The organism is Streptomyces sp. NPDC050164 (genome assembly GCF_044459945.1).
GTDB lineage: Bacteria > Actinomycetota > Actinomycetes > Streptomycetales > Streptomycetaceae > Streptomyces > Streptomyces coeruleorubidus_A.
This window is the reverse complement of record NZ_JBITJK010000001.1, coordinates 145,221-162,650: the sequence shown is the minus strand read 5'-3', so window position 1 is coordinate 162,650 and position 17,430 is coordinate 145,221. Positions and strand designations below refer to the sequence as shown.

General features: G+C 71.4%; 15 protein-coding genes. 6 read left to right on the top strand and 9 right to left on the bottom strand.

Features of this window, described 5'->3' with window-relative positions:
* Together ACIBNA_RS00830 and ACIBNA_RS00825 are read right to left on the bottom strand one after the other, a co-directional pair.
* Complete coding sequence (locus tag ACIBNA_RS00830; protein ID WP_399163135.1) at window positions 1-741, bottom strand: LuxR C-terminal-related transcriptional regulator; 741 nt, start codon at window positions 739-741, stop codon at window positions 1-3.
* On the bottom strand, window positions 738-2,030 hold the full coding sequence (locus ACIBNA_RS00825) for a PspC domain-containing protein (protein ID WP_399163134.1): 1,293 nt from the start codon (window positions 2,028-2,030) through the stop codon (window positions 738-740). Before ACIBNA_RS00825 ends, ACIBNA_RS00830 begins: the two co-directional genes overlap by 4 nt.
* 177 nt (window positions 2,031-2,207) lie before the next feature.
* Between ACIBNA_RS00825 and ACIBNA_RS00820 the strand changes: the two genes are divergently transcribed.
* Both ACIBNA_RS00820 and ACIBNA_RS00815 read left to right on the top strand, forming a co-directional pair.
* The gene (locus ACIBNA_RS00820; RefSeq protein ID WP_399163133.1) at window positions 2,208-3,695 is read left to right on the top strand and encodes a PspC domain-containing protein; all 1,488 of its coding nucleotides are present in this window, start codon (window positions 2,208-2,210) and stop codon (window positions 3,693-3,695) included.
* Window positions 3,682-3,924, top strand: coding sequence for a hypothetical protein (locus ACIBNA_RS00815; protein WP_399163132.1), 243 nt, complete (start codon window positions 3,682-3,684; stop codon window positions 3,922-3,924). Before ACIBNA_RS00820 ends, ACIBNA_RS00815 begins: the two co-directional genes overlap by 14 nt.
* Before the next feature lie 38 nt (window positions 3,925-3,962).
* Here ACIBNA_RS00815 and ACIBNA_RS00810 read toward each other — a convergent pair whose 3' ends face one another.
* Both ACIBNA_RS00810 and ACIBNA_RS00805 read right to left on the bottom strand, forming a co-directional pair.
* Window positions 3,963-4,493, bottom strand: coding sequence for a DoxX family membrane protein (locus ACIBNA_RS00810; protein ID WP_399163131.1), 531 nt, complete (start codon window positions 4,491-4,493; stop codon window positions 3,963-3,965).
* Between the two features lie 210 nt (window positions 4,494-4,703).
* Window positions 4,704-5,966, bottom strand: coding sequence for a hypothetical protein (locus ACIBNA_RS00805; protein WP_399163479.1), 1,263 nt, complete (start codon window positions 5,964-5,966; stop codon window positions 4,704-4,706).
* A 327-nt stretch (window positions 5,967-6,293) separates the two neighbouring features.
* Here ACIBNA_RS00805 and ACIBNA_RS00800 point away from each other — a divergent pair, with 327 nt between their 5' ends.
* Window positions 6,294-7,190 (top strand): DUF4429 domain-containing protein, encoded by an 897-nt coding sequence (locus ACIBNA_RS00800; protein ID WP_399163130.1) that lies wholly within the window; start codon window positions 6,294-6,296, stop codon window positions 7,188-7,190.
* 12 nt (window positions 7,191-7,202) lie between these two features.
* On the opposite strand, the gene ACIBNA_RS00795 is transcribed toward ACIBNA_RS00800, so the two are convergent.
* On the bottom strand, window positions 7,203-7,997 hold the full coding sequence (locus tag ACIBNA_RS00795; RefSeq protein ID WP_399163129.1) for a class II aldolase/adducin family protein: 795 nt from the start codon (window positions 7,995-7,997) through the stop codon (window positions 7,203-7,205).
* A gap of 212 nt (window positions 7,998-8,209) precedes the next feature.
* Here ACIBNA_RS00795 and ACIBNA_RS00790 point away from each other — a divergent pair, with 212 nt between their 5' ends.
* Complete coding sequence (locus ACIBNA_RS00790; protein WP_399163128.1) at window positions 8,210-8,683, top strand: pyridoxamine 5'-phosphate oxidase family protein; 474 nt, start codon at window positions 8,210-8,212, stop codon at window positions 8,681-8,683.
* A 3-nt stretch (window positions 8,684-8,686) separates the two neighbouring features.
* Here ACIBNA_RS00790 and guaA read toward each other — a convergent pair whose 3' ends face one another.
* Window positions 8,687-10,267 carry a glutamine-hydrolyzing GMP synthase gene (guaA, locus tag ACIBNA_RS00785; protein ID WP_399163127.1) on the bottom strand — a complete coding sequence of 527 codons (1,581 nt, stop codon included), beginning with the start codon at window positions 10,265-10,267 and terminating at the stop codon, window positions 8,687-8,689.
* Between the two features lie 288 nt (window positions 10,268-10,555).
* Here guaA and ACIBNA_RS00780 point away from each other — a divergent pair, with 288 nt between their 5' ends.
* Entirely contained in the window at window positions 10,556-10,876 is a 321-nt protein-coding gene (locus ACIBNA_RS00780; RefSeq protein WP_399163126.1) for a chorismate mutase, read from the top strand.
* A 567-nt stretch (window positions 10,877-11,443) separates the two neighbouring features.
* On the opposite strand, the gene ACIBNA_RS00775 is transcribed toward ACIBNA_RS00780, so the two are convergent.
* Window positions 11,444-12,580, bottom strand: a complete 1,137-nt coding sequence (locus ACIBNA_RS00775; protein ID WP_399163125.1) for a hypothetical protein — start codon at window positions 12,578-12,580, stop codon at window positions 11,444-11,446.
* A 233-nt stretch (window positions 12,581-12,813) separates the two neighbouring features.
* Here ACIBNA_RS00775 and ACIBNA_RS00770 point away from each other — a divergent pair, with 233 nt between their 5' ends.
* Window positions 12,814-13,788, top strand: a complete 975-nt coding sequence (locus ACIBNA_RS00770; RefSeq protein WP_399163124.1) for an LAETG motif-containing sortase-dependent surface protein — start codon at window positions 12,814-12,816, stop codon at window positions 13,786-13,788.
* Between the two features lie 91 nt (window positions 13,789-13,879).
* Here the strand turns inward: ACIBNA_RS00770 and ACIBNA_RS00765 are convergent, their stop codons facing one another.
* Window positions 13,880-15,667: a GMC family oxidoreductase N-terminal domain-containing protein gene (locus ACIBNA_RS00765; RefSeq protein ID WP_399163123.1), complete on the bottom strand. Its 1,788-nt coding sequence runs from the start codon at window positions 15,665-15,667 to the stop codon at window positions 13,880-13,882.
* A 17-nt stretch (window positions 15,668-15,684) separates the two neighbouring features.
* Window positions 15,685-17,298 carry a succinic semialdehyde dehydrogenase gene (locus ACIBNA_RS00760; RefSeq protein ID WP_399163122.1) on the bottom strand — a complete coding sequence of 538 codons (1,614 nt, stop codon included), beginning with the start codon at window positions 17,296-17,298 and terminating at the stop codon, window positions 15,685-15,687.
* Window positions 17,299-17,430 lie beyond the last annotated feature (132 nt).

Below are 17,430 nucleotides of genomic sequence, written 5' to 3'. Positions count from 1 at the left end.
TCACACCAGCCGGCGAGCCGTCGCCCACCGCGTCAGCTCGTGCCGGTTGGAGAGCTGGAGCTTGCGGAGGACCGCCGAGACATGCGATTCGACCGTCTTCACGGAGATGAACAGCTGCTTGGCGATCTCCTTGTACGCGTACCCCCGGGCGATGAGCCGCAGCACCTCGCGCTCGCGCTGGGTGAGGCGGTCCAGGTCCTCGTCGACCGGCGGCGCGTCCGTGGAGGCGAAGGCGTCGAGGACGAACCCGGCCAGCCGCGGGGAGAAGACCGCGTCGCCCTCCTGGACTCGGAAGACGGAGTCGACGAGGTCCGTGCCGGTGATCGTCTTGGTGACGTATCCGCGGGCCCCGCCGCGGATCACGCCGATCACGTCCTCCGCGGCGTCCGACACGGACAGCGCGAGGAAGCGGACGGGCTGCTCGGCGTCGGCCATCAACGGGGCGCAGCGGCGCAGCACTTCGACACCACCGCCACCCGGCAGGTGCACGTCGAGGAGGACGACCTCGGGCCGGGTCGCGGTGATGACCGTGACCGCCTGGTCGACGTCCGCTGCCTCGCCTACGACCTCGACACCGGTCTGCTCGGTCTGGCCGATCTCGGCCTGGACCCCCGTACGGAACATGCGGTGGTCGTCCACGAGGACCACGCGCACGCGACGCCCCGGGCCGCCGCCCGACTCCGCGGGCCCGGCCGCCTCCGCCGATCCCGCCGTACCGTTCGCCTCGGTCGGGTCGCTCATGACGTCTTCTCCGCCCTCTCCATCTCCAGCTCGACCTCCGTGCCGCCGTCCGGCACCGCGCGCAGCCGCGCCGTACCGCCGTTGCGCTCCATGCGGCCGATGATCGATTCTCTGACACCCATCCGGTCGGCGGGTATCGAGTCGAGGTCGAAGCCGGGGCCGCGGTCCCGAACGGACACGAAGACCGTCTTGCCCTCGACCTCGGCGTAGACCTGTACGGCGCCGCCCTCGCCACCGTACTTGGCGGCGTTCACCATTGCTTCGCGCGCGGCCTGCATCTGTGCGGCGATTCTCTCGTCGAGCGGGCAGTCGCCCACGACCACGACCTCGATGGGCACGCCGTGCTTGTCCTCCACCTCGGCCGCGTTGCGCCGCACGGCGTCGGCGAGCGTGGTGGGTTCGTCGGCCTCGTCCTTGCCGGTGCCCTCCGGCTTGTACAGCCAGGTGCGCAGGTCGCGCTCCTGGGCGCGGGCGAGGCGGCGCACCTCGCTGGCGTTCTCCGCGTTGCGCTGGATCAGGGTGAGGGTGTGCAGCACCGAGTCGTGCACATGCGCGGCGACCTCCGCGCGCTCCTGGGCGCGGATGCGCATCAGGCGCTCCTCGGAAAGGTCTTGCGTCATGCGCACCAGATACGGCCCGGCGAGAAGCGTTATCCCGACGAGGACCGCGAGCGCCGCCTGCAGGACGGAGCCGAGGTGGGCGGCGGAGCCCTGCAGGACGAAGATGCCGGAGACGCCGGCCGTCACCAGCAGCACACCGCCCACCGAGCGCAGCAGCGTGACCGTGCGCCGGCGGCGGCCGACCTCGACCCAGCGGGCCCGGCGGGCGTTGTCCGCCTGCCGCCAGACCAGGGCGACGCCCGCGCCGACGAGCACCGTCGGCCACAGATAGGCCCTGGCCCCACCGCTGAGGTTCACATTGCCCACGAACACCATGGCCACGACGACCATCAGGAGCAGGGCCACCATCTGGCCCTTGTCGGGCCTGCGGGCGACGAGTCTGCGGCGGCCGTCGGGAGACGTCTCCGAAGAGACCAGCGACGGCGGCTTCTGCGCCTCGACTCCGCCGACGCCGAGCGGGACGAAGAACCAGAACGCGGCGTACAGCAGCGCACCGAGGCCGTCGGCCATGAACAGGCCGACGAAGACGAGCCGTACCCAGATCACGGGCAGCCCGAGGTGCCCGGCGAGCCCCCGCGCCACACCACCGAGCCAGCGTCCGTCACTGCTGCGGTAGAGCTTGCGCGGCGGCCGCGGCTCGGCGAGTGGCGCTGCTGCGGCTTCCGACATGCCATTGATGGTCACACGGCCGGAAGGCCGGAGCATCAGGGTCGACCCCGGATACTCCCCTGATCTCCGGACCCCGGCCCTCGAACGCTTCCCGAGCCGTCCCTCAGGGCCGATATCAGGGTCCGGCCAGGGTCATTCCGACTGCCGCCGCACCGCCGCGCCCGTCACCATGGACCCATGACCGATCACGACCACGCCGCGACGGGTCCGGGACCCGGCTCCGGCCCGCGCCCCGCACCGGGCGCCGGGCCGCAGGATGCCGCGCCCGCCGCGGACGCCGCCCCCGCCGGCTCCCCCGCGCCCCCGGGCGCGCACGGGCACGCGGAAGCGGGAGAGCAGCGAGGAGGTTCGCCCGAGGCGACCGACCCGGCAGGGGAAGCCATCCCGCCCGGACCACCGCACAGATTCCGGCGCGACCGCCGCCACAAGGTCCTGGCCGGCGTCTGCGCCGGGCTCGGACGGCAGTGCGACATGGACCCGGTGATCTTCCGGATCACCCTCGCGGTGCTCTCCGCCACCGGCGGCATCGGCCTCCTCTTCTACGGCTTCGCCTGGCTCTTCGTCCCGTACGACGACGAGGACGAGAACGAGGTGCGCAAGCTGCTGACCGGCCGCGTCGACGGCCAGGCCCTGACGGCCGTGCTGTTCGCGCTGGTCGGCTGCGGAGTGTTCCTGACCATGCTGCGCAACGGCGGGGTGCTGACCTTCGCCGTCGTCCTGTCCCTCCTCCTCGCGGGCGCCGGTTACTGGTCGCGCCAGCGCGGCGCACCCAGCCCCGACCTTCTGGCCGCCCAGGCCGTCGCCGACGCACCGCCGGAGCCCCAGGCGCCGCCGGTCTTCCTCACGTTCCCCTCCTGGTGGCGCGACCCCATCGTCAAGGACGGCACCCACATCGGCGGCACGGGCTATCTCTGGGGCCCCCGCGACTCCCGCGACCTGGACGTCGAGGCAGCCATCAATATCAGCCTCGGCGTCCAGTCCCGCGACCGCGAGGACATACCCGCCCCCCACACCCGGCCGCCCGAGCCGCGCGGCCCCCGCTGGATCGGCGGCTGGGTCTTCCTGCTGGCCCTGCTGGCGGGTGCCCTGGGCACGAGCCTGACCTGGGACCGGCATCCGCTCGGCACGAGTCTCCAGACCGGTCTGTCCTGCGCGCTCGCCGTCCTGGGCCTGGGCATAGCGGTCAGCGCCTTCCTGGGGCGGACCGGCGCCGGCTCGATCCTCCTGGCGATCATCACGGCCGGCCTGCTCGCCGGCTCGGCGGCAGTGCCCAAGGACATCGGCACGCATTGGACCCGCACGACCTGGCAGCCCACCACGGCGGCGGACGTACGCCGGCAGTACGACCTGGGCACGGGCGTCGGCACGCTGGACCTGACGAGGCTGGAGGTGGACCGGGGCCAGACCGTCACTACACGCGCCGACGTCGGCGTGGGCCAGGTGAAGGTGCTCGTGCCCGAGGGCGTGACCGTGCGGCTGAACGTCGAGGTGGGGATCGGAGACCTCCAACTGCCGGGCGACGACAAGAAGGACGTGGACGTGGAACCGGGCCAGCACAAGGAGATAACCCTCTCCCCCGCCCAGGGCGTCAAGAGGTCGGGCACCGTCGACCTGGACCTCCAGGTCGGCATGGGACAGGCGGAGGTGGCCCGTGCTGCGTCATGAACTCCAACCCGGGAAGCTGGTCGCCGGCACCGTCCTCGTCCTGGCGGGCGTCCTCTATGCCGGTGACGCGGGCGGCGCCTGGCAGATCCCGTGGTTCGTGGCGATACCCCTCGTCACGGGCGGGTTGTGCCTGGCCGGCGTGGTGGGGTTCCTGACGGGCCGTATACGCCGACGCCGCACGTCGGGCCGTACCACCACCGACGAGCCCGGCCCGGACATGACCGCCTGACGACGCGCAACGCCCGCCGCTCAGCCCACTGTCGCTCGCTACCTGTAACCCCCTGCCCTCTCCCGTCGCCGTGACCGCAAGGCGGCATCCACGGAGAGCAGGGGAGCGCCCGCGAGCACGAGGGGGATCCAGGACATGAGGTAGGCGAGGTCGTTGCCGTAGTAGTACGGGTCGGAGGCCCAGCTCACGGTCAGCCACAGGCTGAGGGAGATCAGCGCGCCGCCGAGTGCGGCGAGACGGGCGAGCAGACCGAGCAGGGTGCCGATGCCGACGGCCAGTTCTCCGAAGGCGATGGCGTAGCCGAAGCCGACGGGGCTCTTCAGAGAGAGGTCGACCAGGGCGGGGATGGCGGAGGAGTCGCGGACGGCACGCATCATGTCGCCGACCGAGCCCGAACCGGCGTCCTTCATGAAGGCGCTGTCGGTGAGCTTGTCCAGGCCGGCGTAGATGAAGGTGACACCGAGGAAGACCCGTAGGGGAAGGAGGGCGTAACGGACGGCGGTGTCCCGCCAGTCTCCATCCCGACCGAAGTGGGGGGTGTGCGTGTCCGTTCTCATACCGTGAGTCATCGCTGCTAGCCGCCTCTCGCCCGCCGGTGCCGAGACCCCCTCAACAGACCATACGTATGACAAACCGGCCCGGCTCAATCCTGCGCGGCGGCTTTTGTTACCGGGGAGCCGGGCAACCGGCGTTTCCAGGTGCTCGGAGGTTGTGCTGGGGCCGGGTGGGTCCGCAGCCCGGCGGAAACAGGCTCAGGCAGCAGCAGACACAGCCGGGCCTCACTCCGTCACATCAACCGCGTACCGGTTCGTCTCCACCCCGGCCGCGGTCACCACCTGCACCTCAACCCGCCCCGGCTCCACATCCGCCGGCACCGGCACAGTCAGCAGCGTGTCCGTCGGGTTGCTGAAACCCCCGGGCACCGGCACCAACGGGACGTGCACATGCACGGCACCGACCCGGACGACCATGCGGGCCAGCCGGTCCGCCCCCTGCGCGCCCGGCGGCACGAACCCGGCACCCCGGATCTCGATGTCGTCACCCGTGCGGATCGGCCCGTCCAGGTCCCCCGCCTCCCGCGACCGTACGACGGAGAGGATGACCGGCCGGCCGCCCTCCGCGTACTTGCCGGCCAGGTACGTCGCCGCCGACACCAGGACCACCACCGCCAGCCCCCACGGCAGATCCGGCAACTGGTCCGGCCGCCTGGCCAGCCGTACCGCCGCGAAGACCAGGGCGACAGCGCTGATCACGACGTACTGGATGTCGGCGAAGGTGCCCCGGCCCGCGTCGTCGGTCAGCAGGTCGGCGGCTCGCGGCCGGTCGGCGGGCACCTTCTGGAGCCGCTGCCCCAGTACCCGCAGCCCGACCACCCGCCGCACGAGCACGGCGATCCCGCACACCACGGCGAGCACGGTCACGACCCCTGCTCCGCGGGCGAGTTCCAGCCCGGAGAGCAGCGCGTCCCGGTCGGCGTGCCGGGAGGCGCCGGCCAGCCGCCCGGCGAGCACGAGCACCGAGTAGGCCACGAAGAGCACCCACGCCCCGGCGACCGTACGGGAGGTGGACAGCCGGTTGTCCTCACCGATGACGGGCGCCAGCGCACCACCCTTCGCCCGGTGGAACCACGACGCCGCCGTCAGCGCCCCGGCGACCACCAGCGCGGCGGCCAGCCCGGCCGTACGGGCCGCCGTCCAGCCCGCGCCGACCGCGGTGAGGGACTGCCCGAGCAGCAACAGCACGACGGCCGCCCACACCACACCCGCCGTGCGGCGCCACAGGCCGGCCAGCCAGGCCTGGCCCTCGGCCCGGCCGCGCTCGGCGACGAGTTCCGCGGACTGCGCCAGTTCCTCCGAGACCCACTGGCGGGAAGCCGAGGCGGAGTGCGCCACCGCGGCCGGCAGCCCCTGCCCGGCCGCGAACTCGTCGCGCCTGCGCAGAAACGCGGCGACGGCCCGCCGGTGCCCCTCACGCGCCCCGTGCGGACAGTCCCCACAGGCGCACCCGCCTCCATGCACACCTCCGGGCGCACCCGCGTGCATGCCTCCGTGCACACCGCCGTGCCCGCCCGCATACCCACCGGCATACGCACCCGCGGCCCCACCGGTGTACCGCCCCGCATACGCACCCGCGTCCGCATACGCACTCGCGTCCGCGCCGCCCTGTCCCGTCTCGCGCACCGTCACGCCCGACGCCCGCCTTCCCGCGACCCAACCACCGTCGGTCTTCCGGACCCCGGAAACACCGCTGTACAACTCCCGTGCGACGACAGCGGATTATCCCTTCACCACCCGGTCCGCGTCCGCCCGGTCCGGTCAGCACGGGTGAATTTTGGCGCGCACTGTTGACCTGGCTGCGAGAATTCCCTTATGGCCGAGATCATCCAGCGTGACGGGACCTGGGCCTTCGACGGCAGCACGATCCGGATCACGCCCGGTCTGCACCGCTCCGTGCCGCTGTTCCGGCAGACGTACGGAGAGATCGCCGTGCCGCTGGAGGCGGTCTCGGGTGTCGTCCTCGAACCCGAACGCAAGCGCGGACGGCTCCGGTTGCGGTTGCGGGAGGGCGCAGATCCGCTGCTCCAGGCGACCGGCGGGCGGCTGCCGGACGCGGCCGATCCGTACCGGCTGGCGGTGGACGCCGACCGGACGGGGGTCGCCGAGTACGTCGCCGAGGAGATCCGCCGCGCGCTGCTTCTCGACCAGATCCCGAAGGAGCCGGCGAAGGCCTACCTGCTGCCCGGCCCGCCGGTTCCGGTATCGGTGCGCTCGTCCGACGGGACGGTCTCCTTCGACGGCACCCGGGTACGGATCGACTGGGCCGACACCTCCGAGCGGGTCAAACGCGCCACCGGCCCGCGCGTCATCAACCTGGGTGACCTGGTCCAGGTCGAGTGGCTGCCGAACTCCGGCCACGAGGACGGCTTCCTGCGTTTCGTCACCCGCGAGACGGTGTTCTCGAAACTGCCGCCGGAGAAGGACCCGTACGCCCTCGATCTGTGGGGCAGCGCCCGCCGCGACCTGCTGACCGCGCTCGTCGCGACGGCGGTCACCGCCCGGCTGCCGCACCCGTCCACCCGCGCCGCGGCCGACAGCCACGAGGCCGACGCGCACGGCCCCCGCCCGGCACCCGCCGTACCGCTAGCGGCCGACCACCACGACGTACTGCTGCGCCGCCTGCGCGAGTTGGGCGAGCTGCACCGGGACGGTGTGCTCACCGACGAGGAGTTCGCCATGACGAAGGCAGCAGTGCTCCGCGGCTTCTGACGGGCCGGCCGCTCAGCTCAGCAGATCCGGCTCACTCCGGCTGACCTCCTGCCACATCGGCTGGTAGTTGATCCACGCCACCAGGTCGCCCCCCAACTGCTCCCGCGTCGCCACCGCCATCCGGTGGTCGATGCGGACCGGCCGCCCGGCCGCCTGCGCCGTCAGCTGCACCTGGCAGGACCGTTCCATCGACACGAACCACCAGGCGGCCGCGTCCACCGAGTCGCCGACGGTCAGCAGCCCGTGGTTGCGCAGCACGAGCGCCTTGCGGGAGCCGAGCGTGGCCGCGATGCGCCGCCCCTCCTCGGCGTCGACGGCGACGCCGGTGTAGGCGTCGTAGAGGACGTGGTCCTCGTAGAAGGCGCAGCTCTCCTGGGTGATCGGCTCCAGCAGCTCGCCGAGGGCCGCGAGCGCCCGGCCGTGCACCGAGTGGCAGTGCGCGACGGCGACCACGTCGGGGCGGGCGGCGTGGACCTGGGCGTGCACGGTGAAGGCGGCCTGGTTGACGTGGTAGGCGCCGTCGACGACCTGACCGTCCTGGTTGGCGAGGACCAGGTCGCTCACGGTGACGTGCCGGAAGGGCATCCCGAACGGGTTGACCCAGAAGCAGTCGCTGTACTCGGGGTCGCGGGCGGTGATGTGCCCGGAGACGCCGTCCTCGTAGCCGAGCCGCCCGAAGATCCGCAGGGCGCCGGCGAGCCGTTCCTTGCGGTGCCGGCGCTCGTCCTCGACCGACTCGTGCATCGGCGGCATCGCGAACCGCAGCCGGTCGGTGGGCAGGGGCAGGGGCGGGGTGGGCCCGTGCATAGGTCCTCCAGCGCTGGTTCTACGTACGGGGCGGAAGCTACCGCCGGTCGGGCGGGGAAGAACAGAACCGTTTCGTGAAGATGAGACGAGTGCCCCGGCGAACGCCCCGTGAGCACCCATGCGCACCCGTGCGCACCCCTTTCGCCCCCGGTCTCCCCGATCCCACGAATAGCCGACAGAGGATGTCGGGTTTCGGCGCCAGACTCTGACGTATGACAGCGAACTGGGAGGCTTTCGCCACCGCCGAACCGGATCTGGCCGGCACCGTCGAGAAGCGCTTCGGCGCCTACACCCATCACATCCTCGCCACCCTCCGGAAGGACGGCTCGCCCCGCACCAGCGGCCTGGAGGTGCGGTTCCTGAACGGCGAACTGTGGCTAGGCATGATGCCCGACTCACTCAAGGCGCTCGACCTGCGCCGCGACCCGCGCTTCACGCTCCAGGCGAACCCCGGGGAGGGCACCGGCATGGGCGGCGGCGACGTCCGGATCAGCGGCCGGGCGATCGAGGTCGACGACGTGGAGACGAAGGCCGGATACGTCGAAGAGGTGGAACCGCCGGAGCCGTTCCACCTCTTTCGCACCGAGCTCACTCAGGTCGTACGGACCTACGTCGAGGACGACAAATACCTCGTCGTCCAGGTATGGAAGCCCGGCGAGCCCCTGCGCACGATCAAGCGCACGTAGGGGTCACTCCCACTCGATGGTCCCCGGCGGCTTCGAGGTCACGTCGAGGACGACGCGGTTGACGTCACGCACCTCGTTGGTGATCCGGGTCGAGATCCTCGCGAGGACGTCGTACGGCAGGCGCGACCAGTCGGCGGTCATCGCGTCCTCGGAGGAGACGGGCCGCAGGACGATCGGGTGGCCGTACGTACGGCCGTCGCCCTGGACGCCGACGCTGCGGACGTCCGCGAGCAGGACCACCGGGCACTGCCAGATGTCCCGGTCGAGGCCGGCCGCCGTGAGCTCCTCGCGGGCGATGGCGTCGGCCTCGCGCAGCAGGTCCAGGCGCTCCTTGGTGGCCTCGCCGACGATACGGATGCCGAGGCCGGGGCCGGGGAACGGCTGGCGCTGGACGATCTCGTCCGGCAGGCCGAGCTCCTGGCCGACCATGCGGACCTCGTCCTTGAAGAGCTTGCGCAGCGGCTCGATCAGCTTGAACTCGAGGTCCTCGGGCAGGCCGCCCACGTTGTGGTGGGACTTGATGTTGGCGGTGCCGGTGCCGCCGCCGGACTCCACCACGTCCGGGTAGAGGGTGCCCTGGACGAGGAACTCCACCGCCGGGCCCTCGTCGGCGATGATCTCGGCCTGGGCCTGCTCGAAGACGCGGATGAACTCGCGGCCGATGATCTTCCGCTTCTCCTCGGGGTCGGAGACCCCGGCGAGTGCCTTGAGGAACCGCTCCTCGGCGTCCACGACCTTCAGCTGCACGCCGGTCGCGGCGACGAAGTCCTTCTCGACCTGCTCGGTCTCGCCCTTGCGCATCAGGCCGTGGTCGACGTACACGCAGGTCAGCTGGGAGCCGATGGCCTTCTGCACGAGGGCGGCGGCGACGGCGGAGTCCACACCGCCGGACAGCCCGCAGATGGCGCGCCTGTCGCCGACCTGCTCACGGATCGCGGCGACCTGCTCCTCGATCACGCTGCCCGTGGTCCAGGACGGGGTCAGGCCCGCGCCCCGGTACAGGAAGTGCTCCAGCACCTGCTGCCCGTGCGTGGAGTGCATCACCTCGGGGTGGTACTGGACGCCGTACAGCTTCTTCTCGTCGTTCTCGAACGCGGCGACCGGCACGACGTCCGTGGAGGCCGTGACGGAGAAGCCCTCGGGGGCGGCGGAGCAGGCGTCGCCGTGCGACATCCAGACGGCCTGCTCGGCGGGGGTGCCCTCGAAGAGGGTGGAGGACGACTTGGAGACGTGCAGGTCGGTGCGGCCGTACTCGCGGGCTCCGGTGTTGTCGACGGTGCCGCCGAGGGTCCGCGCCATCAGCTGGAAGCCGTAGCACATGCCGAAGACGGGGACGCCGGCCTCGAAGATCTCGCGGTCCAGGCTCGGGGCGCCCTCCTCGTACACCGACGAGGGGCCGCCGGAGAGGATGATCGCCGCGGGGTTCCTGGCGAGCATCTCGGCGACCGGCATGGTGCTCGGCACGATCTCGCTGAAGACCCGCGCCTCGCGGACACGACGGGCGATGAGCTGGGCGTACTGCGCGCCGAAGTCGACGACCAGGACGGTGTCGGTGGCGCTGGCAGCGGGAGTCGCTGATGACACAGGGTGCCTTCCGGCGGTGGGGCGGGGGTCTTGTGCCACCTGATTCTACCGGGGTGCCGCCGGGCACCGTCCGGGCGCCGGGGACCGGGGCCGTCTCAGGATGCGAACCGTGTTGGACACCCCCGGGGAGCGGGGCATACTTGCCCCATGCTCCAGCACCAGACGTACGTCTTTACCTATGGCATCCGGCCCGCCGGCTGCCATGGTCGTGCTGCTTGAGCAACTGACAAGCGACTTCCCAGGCGCCCCGGGCCGACAAGGTCCGGGGCGCCTGTCGTCGTCCGGGCCTTGCCGCTCCGGGGCACCCCTCGACGACAAGGAGCCCCCATGAACGCCACCGACGTGACCGGTGCCCGTACTCCCGAGGCCGCCGGCGTGATCACCGGCGCGCGTGAGCGCATCGACGCGCTGGACGACCGGATCATCGGCCTGATCCAGGAACGGGCGGCCGTCTCCGCCGTCATCCAGGAGGCCCGGATCTCCTCCGGCGGCCGGCGCGTGAACCTCTCCCGCGAGATGGAGGTCCTCGGCCGCTACCGTCAGGCGCTGGGCAAGCCGGGCACGGCCCTCGCGATGACCCTGCTGGAGCTGTGCCGCGGCAGGATCTGAATCCCCGTTCCCGGTACAGACGTGCGCCCCCTTCTCACCCGTACGGCGCGTGACCGTCCCGCGCGCCGCTTCGTTGGTCCCGGTGCCCGTGCCAGCCAGGCGCGGGCCCGAGAGAACCACGCGTGGCTCGCTGGAGCGATGAGACGTACGGATCGTGCCGTGCGTCGTGGGACCTCGCTCCAGGGAAGTGACCGGACGGCAGGGGACAGCAGCCCGGTCACCCAAGAGAACGGTCGGCTCCGGGGACGCCCGGGGCCGACCGGCGGATCTTGCAAAAATGCACGAGGCTGGGTCAAACGGTTGCGGGCGCCGCGTTCATCCAGCACGATGCGTACACAGCCCAAGTCCCCCTCGCGGACACCCGCATGACCCGACTGCCAGAGGTCGAGACCAATGGCTCGGTCGGGTCCGGTCGAGACCAGCGGCGCAACCCCCCGGCGCCGCTTCCAGGCACCGGCGCCGCCCTGACGTCGGTGCTGACGAGAAGAAGGGCCCCGCGGCTCCACTCCGCGGGGCCCTTCGCTCTGTGTCGGCACCGGTCCCCAGGGGGTGCCCCCCAGGGCCGTATCAGGTGCGCGACACCGATCCGCACACGTCCACGTCGCGGTCGATGTCCTTGCTCCGGTCGTAGGGATCGGTCGTCGGGCCGCTCGGCGCCGCGCCCGTGGGCTCGCTCGAGGAGAACTCCGGGTGCAGGTAGCCGTCGTGGACGTCGCAGGAGGAATTGCCGATCTCCTGGTCGTACTCCATGAGCAGCAGCCGGCCCTGGGTGACCTCGTACCGCGCGGGGTCGGCGAGTTCGACGTCGAGCACCCGGCGCACGATGGTGCGGGTGACCTCGGTGGGACCGTCGGCCCGCACGACGGGGTAGACGAAGGTGTAGTCGGCGCGCACGGCCACGCCCCCGTGTGATCCCTTCTTGAACGTCATGTGCCCACGCGTCTTGATCACGTCCCCGACCGGACGCACCTCGTCGGGGTGGAAACGGCTGAACAGCGTCACGGGGTCGTGCGTCCTGCTCGGGGAACGCAGGGCGGTGTCGAGCTCGTCGAGGAGTTTCGGCTGCTTGGGGTCGAGCACGGAGAGCGCGGCCTCGGGGCGGGCGCCGCGCACTGTCTTCGGGTCGAGGTTGGCGCCCACCAGCAGCTTCTTCGTCAGCTTCAGCGCCTGTTCCACGCGGTCCTTGGAAACCGAACCGACGGCCTTGGCTTCGGGGAGCACGATGCCGGCCTCGCCGTCGGCCCAGCGCAGCGCCGGAGAGCCGGCGAACGGCTCGTCCAGAGTGGGGATTTCGGGGTCCGACGCCCCGGGCGCGGCGGTGGGGGCCGCTGTCTCGACGGGCAGCGGTGAGGCCTCGGCCCGCGTCTCGTCCGTGCCGAAGGGGTCGCCGGGCAGCAGCGACGGTTTCAGCGCCACCAAGGCCACGGCGACGGCGACGGGCACGCCGAGAACGGCCCACAGCTTGCCGCGGCGCGCCGCCCGGCCGTTCATCTCCTGCCGGACGGGGCCCGTTCGCCACCCCGCAGGCACCTCGCCCCGGGCCTCCTGCTGCCGCAGCCGCTCGGTCACCATGCGCGCCCGCGCGGAGGGTTCCTTCGGGGCGGAGGTGTGGATGTCCCGCTCGCTGTCGCGGGTGAACTGCTCCCAGACGTCGTCGGGGATCTCCGAGGCCGACGGCTGATCGTCGGACGGCTTTTCAGACACAAAGTCCAGATCTAAGCGGATGGGAAGCGCCTTCACAAGAAGGTCTTGGATGTGACTCAGCCCACATAAGAATTCTGTGAATGTCAACACAACCATTCACAGGCTTCATGGATCAAACCTGCCGAACCAAGGGCCACTCCCGCGCCCCACACGCGGAGGCCTCCCCCAACGTTCGTGCCGCACCTCGCGGTACGCCCGGACTCTCCGAGGTCTTCATGAAGCTTCGCCGCGCCATGGCAGCAGCGGCCGCCACGGCGGTCCTAGCCCCGGTCGCGCTGCTCGCGGCGCCGGCCGCGTACGCGACCGACGAACCGACGCCCACGCCGAGCACGTCCGTGAGCGAGTCCACCCCCGAGACGTCGACGTCGCCGTCGGCTCCCGAGTCCACGCCCGCCGAGCCGACGCCGACTCCGACTCCGAGCGCCTCCACGAGCGAGTCCGCTCCGCAGACGTCGACGTCGCCCTCGCCGAGCACGTCCGCGAGCCCGTCCTCCCCGGCGCCGTCCACCTCCGAGCCCGAGGAGTCCGAGTCCCCGGACCCCGACGCGGTGTGCGAGGACACCAAGGTCGACGTCAGCATCAGCGGCCTGCCCGGCAAGATCGCCGCGGGCAGCGGCTGGCACAAGTTCTCGCTGAACGTGCTGAACAACTCCGACTCCACGCTGAACGACCTCGACTTCTTCGCCGGGGCCTCCCCCGACAAGAACGGCGAGGAGCTGTTCTCCAGCAAGCAGGTCCAGCTCCAGGCCTGGGACCCCCAGGACAAGATCTGGTTCGACCTCAACGCGGGCGGCTACGCGGTCGGTTACGTCGGCTACACCGACGAGCTGAAGCCCGACTACCAGGTCAACATCCCGCTGCGCCTCAACGTCAGCAAGTCCGCCCCGGTCGGCGCCGGCTTCTCGCTCGGCGCGACGATCTACAGCGACAACGACGACGAGTGCGTCGGCTTCGGTGACGTGTCGTACAAGTTCCAGATCGTCTCGGCCGGTACGGACACCGATGGCACCAAGCCGCAGGAAGGCGGCAAGGCGCCCGTCACCGACGAGAAGCCGAGCGGCAACACGCCGGAGGTCACCGGCAGCCTCGCCGAGACCGGCTCCAGCTCCGCCCTGCCGATGATCAGCCTCGTCGGCGGTGCCGCGGTCGTCGCCGGTGCCGGTGCGATCTTCGTGGTGCGCCGCCGCAAGGCCGGTGCGCAGGCGTAAGACGTAGCGCCCCGCGAGGGGCGATGCCAAGCAGAGGAGGGACCTGCGCTCGGAGGGGGGCGCAGGTCCCTCTTCTGCTGTCCGCTGCCGGTCAGTTCTTCGGCGGCATGGCCGGCATGCCCAGGAACGGCAGCCGCAGCGCGCCGAACGCGTCCGCCGGGACCGCCGGGGACTTCGGCTCGACCGGCTGGAGACGCTCGTAGGCCGCGCCCTGCTTCGGCCGCGGGTCGGGCTCCCCCTTGTTGGGCCAGAACGACATCGCCCGCTCGGCCTGGGCGGTGATGGTCAGCGACGGGTTGACGCCCAGGTTGGCGGAGACCGCGGCGCCGTCGACCACCGAGATGCCGGAGTGGCCGTAGAGGCGGTGGTACGGGTCGATCACGCCGGTCTCGCGGGAGGCGCCGATCGGGCAGCCGCCCAGGAAGTGGGCGGTGAGCGGGGTGCCCATCAGTTCGCCGACGTTCGAGCCCGCGAAGCCGTTGATCTCGGCGGCGAGTGCCGACGCGCTCTCCGTGGCCGCCTTGATCTGCTTCGGGTTGGGCGCGCCGTGGCCCTGGCGGGCGGTGAGCAGGCCGCGGCCGACGCCCGACGGTTTCAGGTACGTCGTCAGGGAGTTGTCCAGCGACTGCATCACCAGGCCGATGATGGTGCGCTCCGACCAGCGGCGGTTGGACAGGGAGCGCAGCACCAGCAAAGGGTGCTTCGCCGCGTGGGCGAGGAATCCCAGGACCCGCGAGGTGCCCGAGTTGTTCCCGGTGTACGGGACCTGGAGGATCGACAGGCTGCCCATCGAGTTGGAGCCCTTGCCGTAGCGGACCGGCTCGATGTGGGTGTTCTCGTCCGGGTGGATCGAGGACGTGATGGCCACGCCCCGCGTGAAGTCGGCCTTCGGCGCGCCGTGCGCCTTGCGGTAGCGCCGGTCGTCGGTCTGGGCGCCGACCAGGGCCTCGGAGTTGGTGCGGGTCAGTCCACCCAGCTTGTCCGACAGGTACGGCAGCTGGCCGCCGGCCTTCATGCGGTGCAGCAGCGTCTGGGTGCCGTACGTGCCGGCGGCGAGGACGACCTGGCGGGCCCTGTAGGTCCGGCCCTTGGCCTTGCGGCGGTCGTCGGTGGGCAGGGTGGCGACCGCGTACCCGCCGCGCGAGTCGTCGGTGACCGAGACGACCGTCGTCAGGGGGTGCACGACCGCGCCGGCCTTCTCGGCGAGGTACAGGTAGTTCTCGTTGAGGGTGTTCTTCGCGCCGTGGCGGCAGCCGGTCATGCACTCGCCGCACTCCGCGCAGGCCCTGCGGGCCGGTCCCGCCCCGCCGAAGTACGGGTCGGGCACCTCCTGGCCCGGCTTCGCCTTCACCGTGCCGTCGGCGTCCTCGCCGTCGCCGAAGAAGACGCCGACCGGTGCGAGATGGAAGGAGTCGCCGCAGCCCATGCGCTCCGCGGCGGCCTTCAGGTGCACGTCGGACGGGGTCATGGTCGGGTTCAGCCGGACGCCGAGCATGCGCCGGGCCTGGTCGTAGTACGGCTTCAGCTCCTCCTGCCAGTTGGTGATGTCCCGCCACTGCGGGTCCTCGAAGAACGGCTTGGGCGGGACGTAGAGGGTGTTGGCGTAGTTGAGGGAGCCTCCGCCCACGCCCGCTCCCGCCAGGACCATGACGTTGCCCAGGAGGTGGATGCGCTGGATGCCGTACATGCCGAGTTTCGGCGCCCAGAGGTAGTTCTTGAGGTCCCAGGAGTTCTTCGGGAGGGACTCGCGGGTGAAGCGGCGGCCGGCCTCCAGGACGCCGACCTTGTAGCCCTTTTCCGTGAGGCGCAGGGCGGTCACCGAGCCGCCGAAGCCGGAGCCGACCACGATGACGTCGTAGTCGTAAGCGTCCTGAGGCACGTGTTCTCCTCGCTGAGTCACCGGAACCGGAACGCCTTCATCAGGCGGAGACTCCTGGTCATGAACTGGGCGTACTTCTCGTCGTCCATGCCCAGGGCGGGGGCCATCGGGAGCACGCGCTGGTGGGCGACCGTCTGGGCCTCGGTGTACTTGAGGATCCCCTCGGAGCCGTGGCGGCGGCCGAGGCCGGAGTCCTTCATGCCGCCCATCGGCGACTGGACGCTGCCGTAGGCGGGGGCGTAGCCCTCGTTGATGTTGACCGTGCCGGTACGCAGGCGGGCCGCGACCTCCTGGCCGCGTCGGCCGTTCCTCGTCCACACCGAGGAGTTCAGGCCGTACGCCGTGGCGTTGGCGCGCTCGATCACCTCGTCCTCGCTCTTGAAGCGGTAGACCGACACGACCGGGCCGAACGTCTCCTCCGCGCAGACGGACATGTCCGTGCCGACCCCGTCGAGGATCGTGGGCTCGAAGAAGTACGGGCCGATGTCCGGCCGGGCCACGCCGCCCGCGACGACCTTCGCGCCCTTGGCGACCGCCTCCTCCACGTGCCGCGTGACGGTCTCCAGCTGGCGTTCGCCGACCAGGGAACCCATGTCGGCGCCGTACGCCAGGGACGTGCCGAGGCGCATGGCCTTCGTGCGGGCGGCGAAGCGCTCCAGGAAGGCGTCCGCGATCGACTCGTGGACGTACAGCCGCTCGATGGAGATGCACAACTGACCGGCCGAGGAGAAGCAGGCGCGGACGGCGCCGGCCGCGGCCTTCTCGATGTCGGCGTCCTCCAGCACCAGCATGGCGTTCTTGCCGCCGAGTTCGAGGGAGACGCCGACCAGCCGGGCGGCGGCGCCCTGGGCGACCTCGCGGCCGGTGCGGGTGGAACCGGTGAAGGAGACGTAGTCGGCGTGCCGGACGACCTCCGGACCGACGACCGGGCCGTCGCCGAGGACGACCTGGAAGACGTCGGCGGGCAGGCCGGCCTCGATGAGCAGGTCACGGGCCCACAGGGCGGTGAGGCAGGTCTCCGTGTCCGGCTTCATGACGACCGCGTTGCCGGCGACGAAGGCCGGCAGCGCGTCGCCGACCGACAGTTCCAGGGGGTAGTTCCAGGGGGCTATCTGGCCGACGACGCCGCGCGGGTGGCGCAGTTCGGTGACCTTGGTGAGGGTCGGCATGGCGCCGGCGTGCCGCTTCGGGCGGAGGTAGGCGGAGGCCTTGCGGCCGTAGTGCCGGGCGGCGACCGCGACGGCCTGGACCTCCTCGTGGGCGTGCAGCCGGGCCTTGCCGGTCTCCAGCTGGATCAGGTCGAGCACCTCGGCCTGGCGCTCCAGCGCCAGGTCGTGGAAGCGCAGTAGGACGGCGGCGCGCTGCCGTACCGGGGTCTGCGCCCACACGGCCTGGGCGGCGCGGGCCAGTTCGAAGGCCTTCGCCACGTCCTCGGGCGTCGACTCGGGGAGGTCGGCCAGCTTCTCACCGTTGAACGGCGTGTGGTTGGCGGTCCGGCCGGAACCGGCCACGCCCTTGGTGAGCTGGGCGACCAGCTCGGGGGTGACCACGTCGGCGGCGGTGCGGGCGCCCTCCGGGGCGGGGGCGAGGGGATTCGTGCCGGTCTTCTCCGGGGCGTGCGCGTCCGTCATGTGGCGCAGGGTATGCCCCGGCGGAGCCTTTGGGTACCCGTCGGTAATACGGCTTCACCGAGTGCACACACGACGCCAGTGGCTGCTGGCAACGAACGCCCTGATCAGGGCGTTGAGGGATGACCGGTTGGT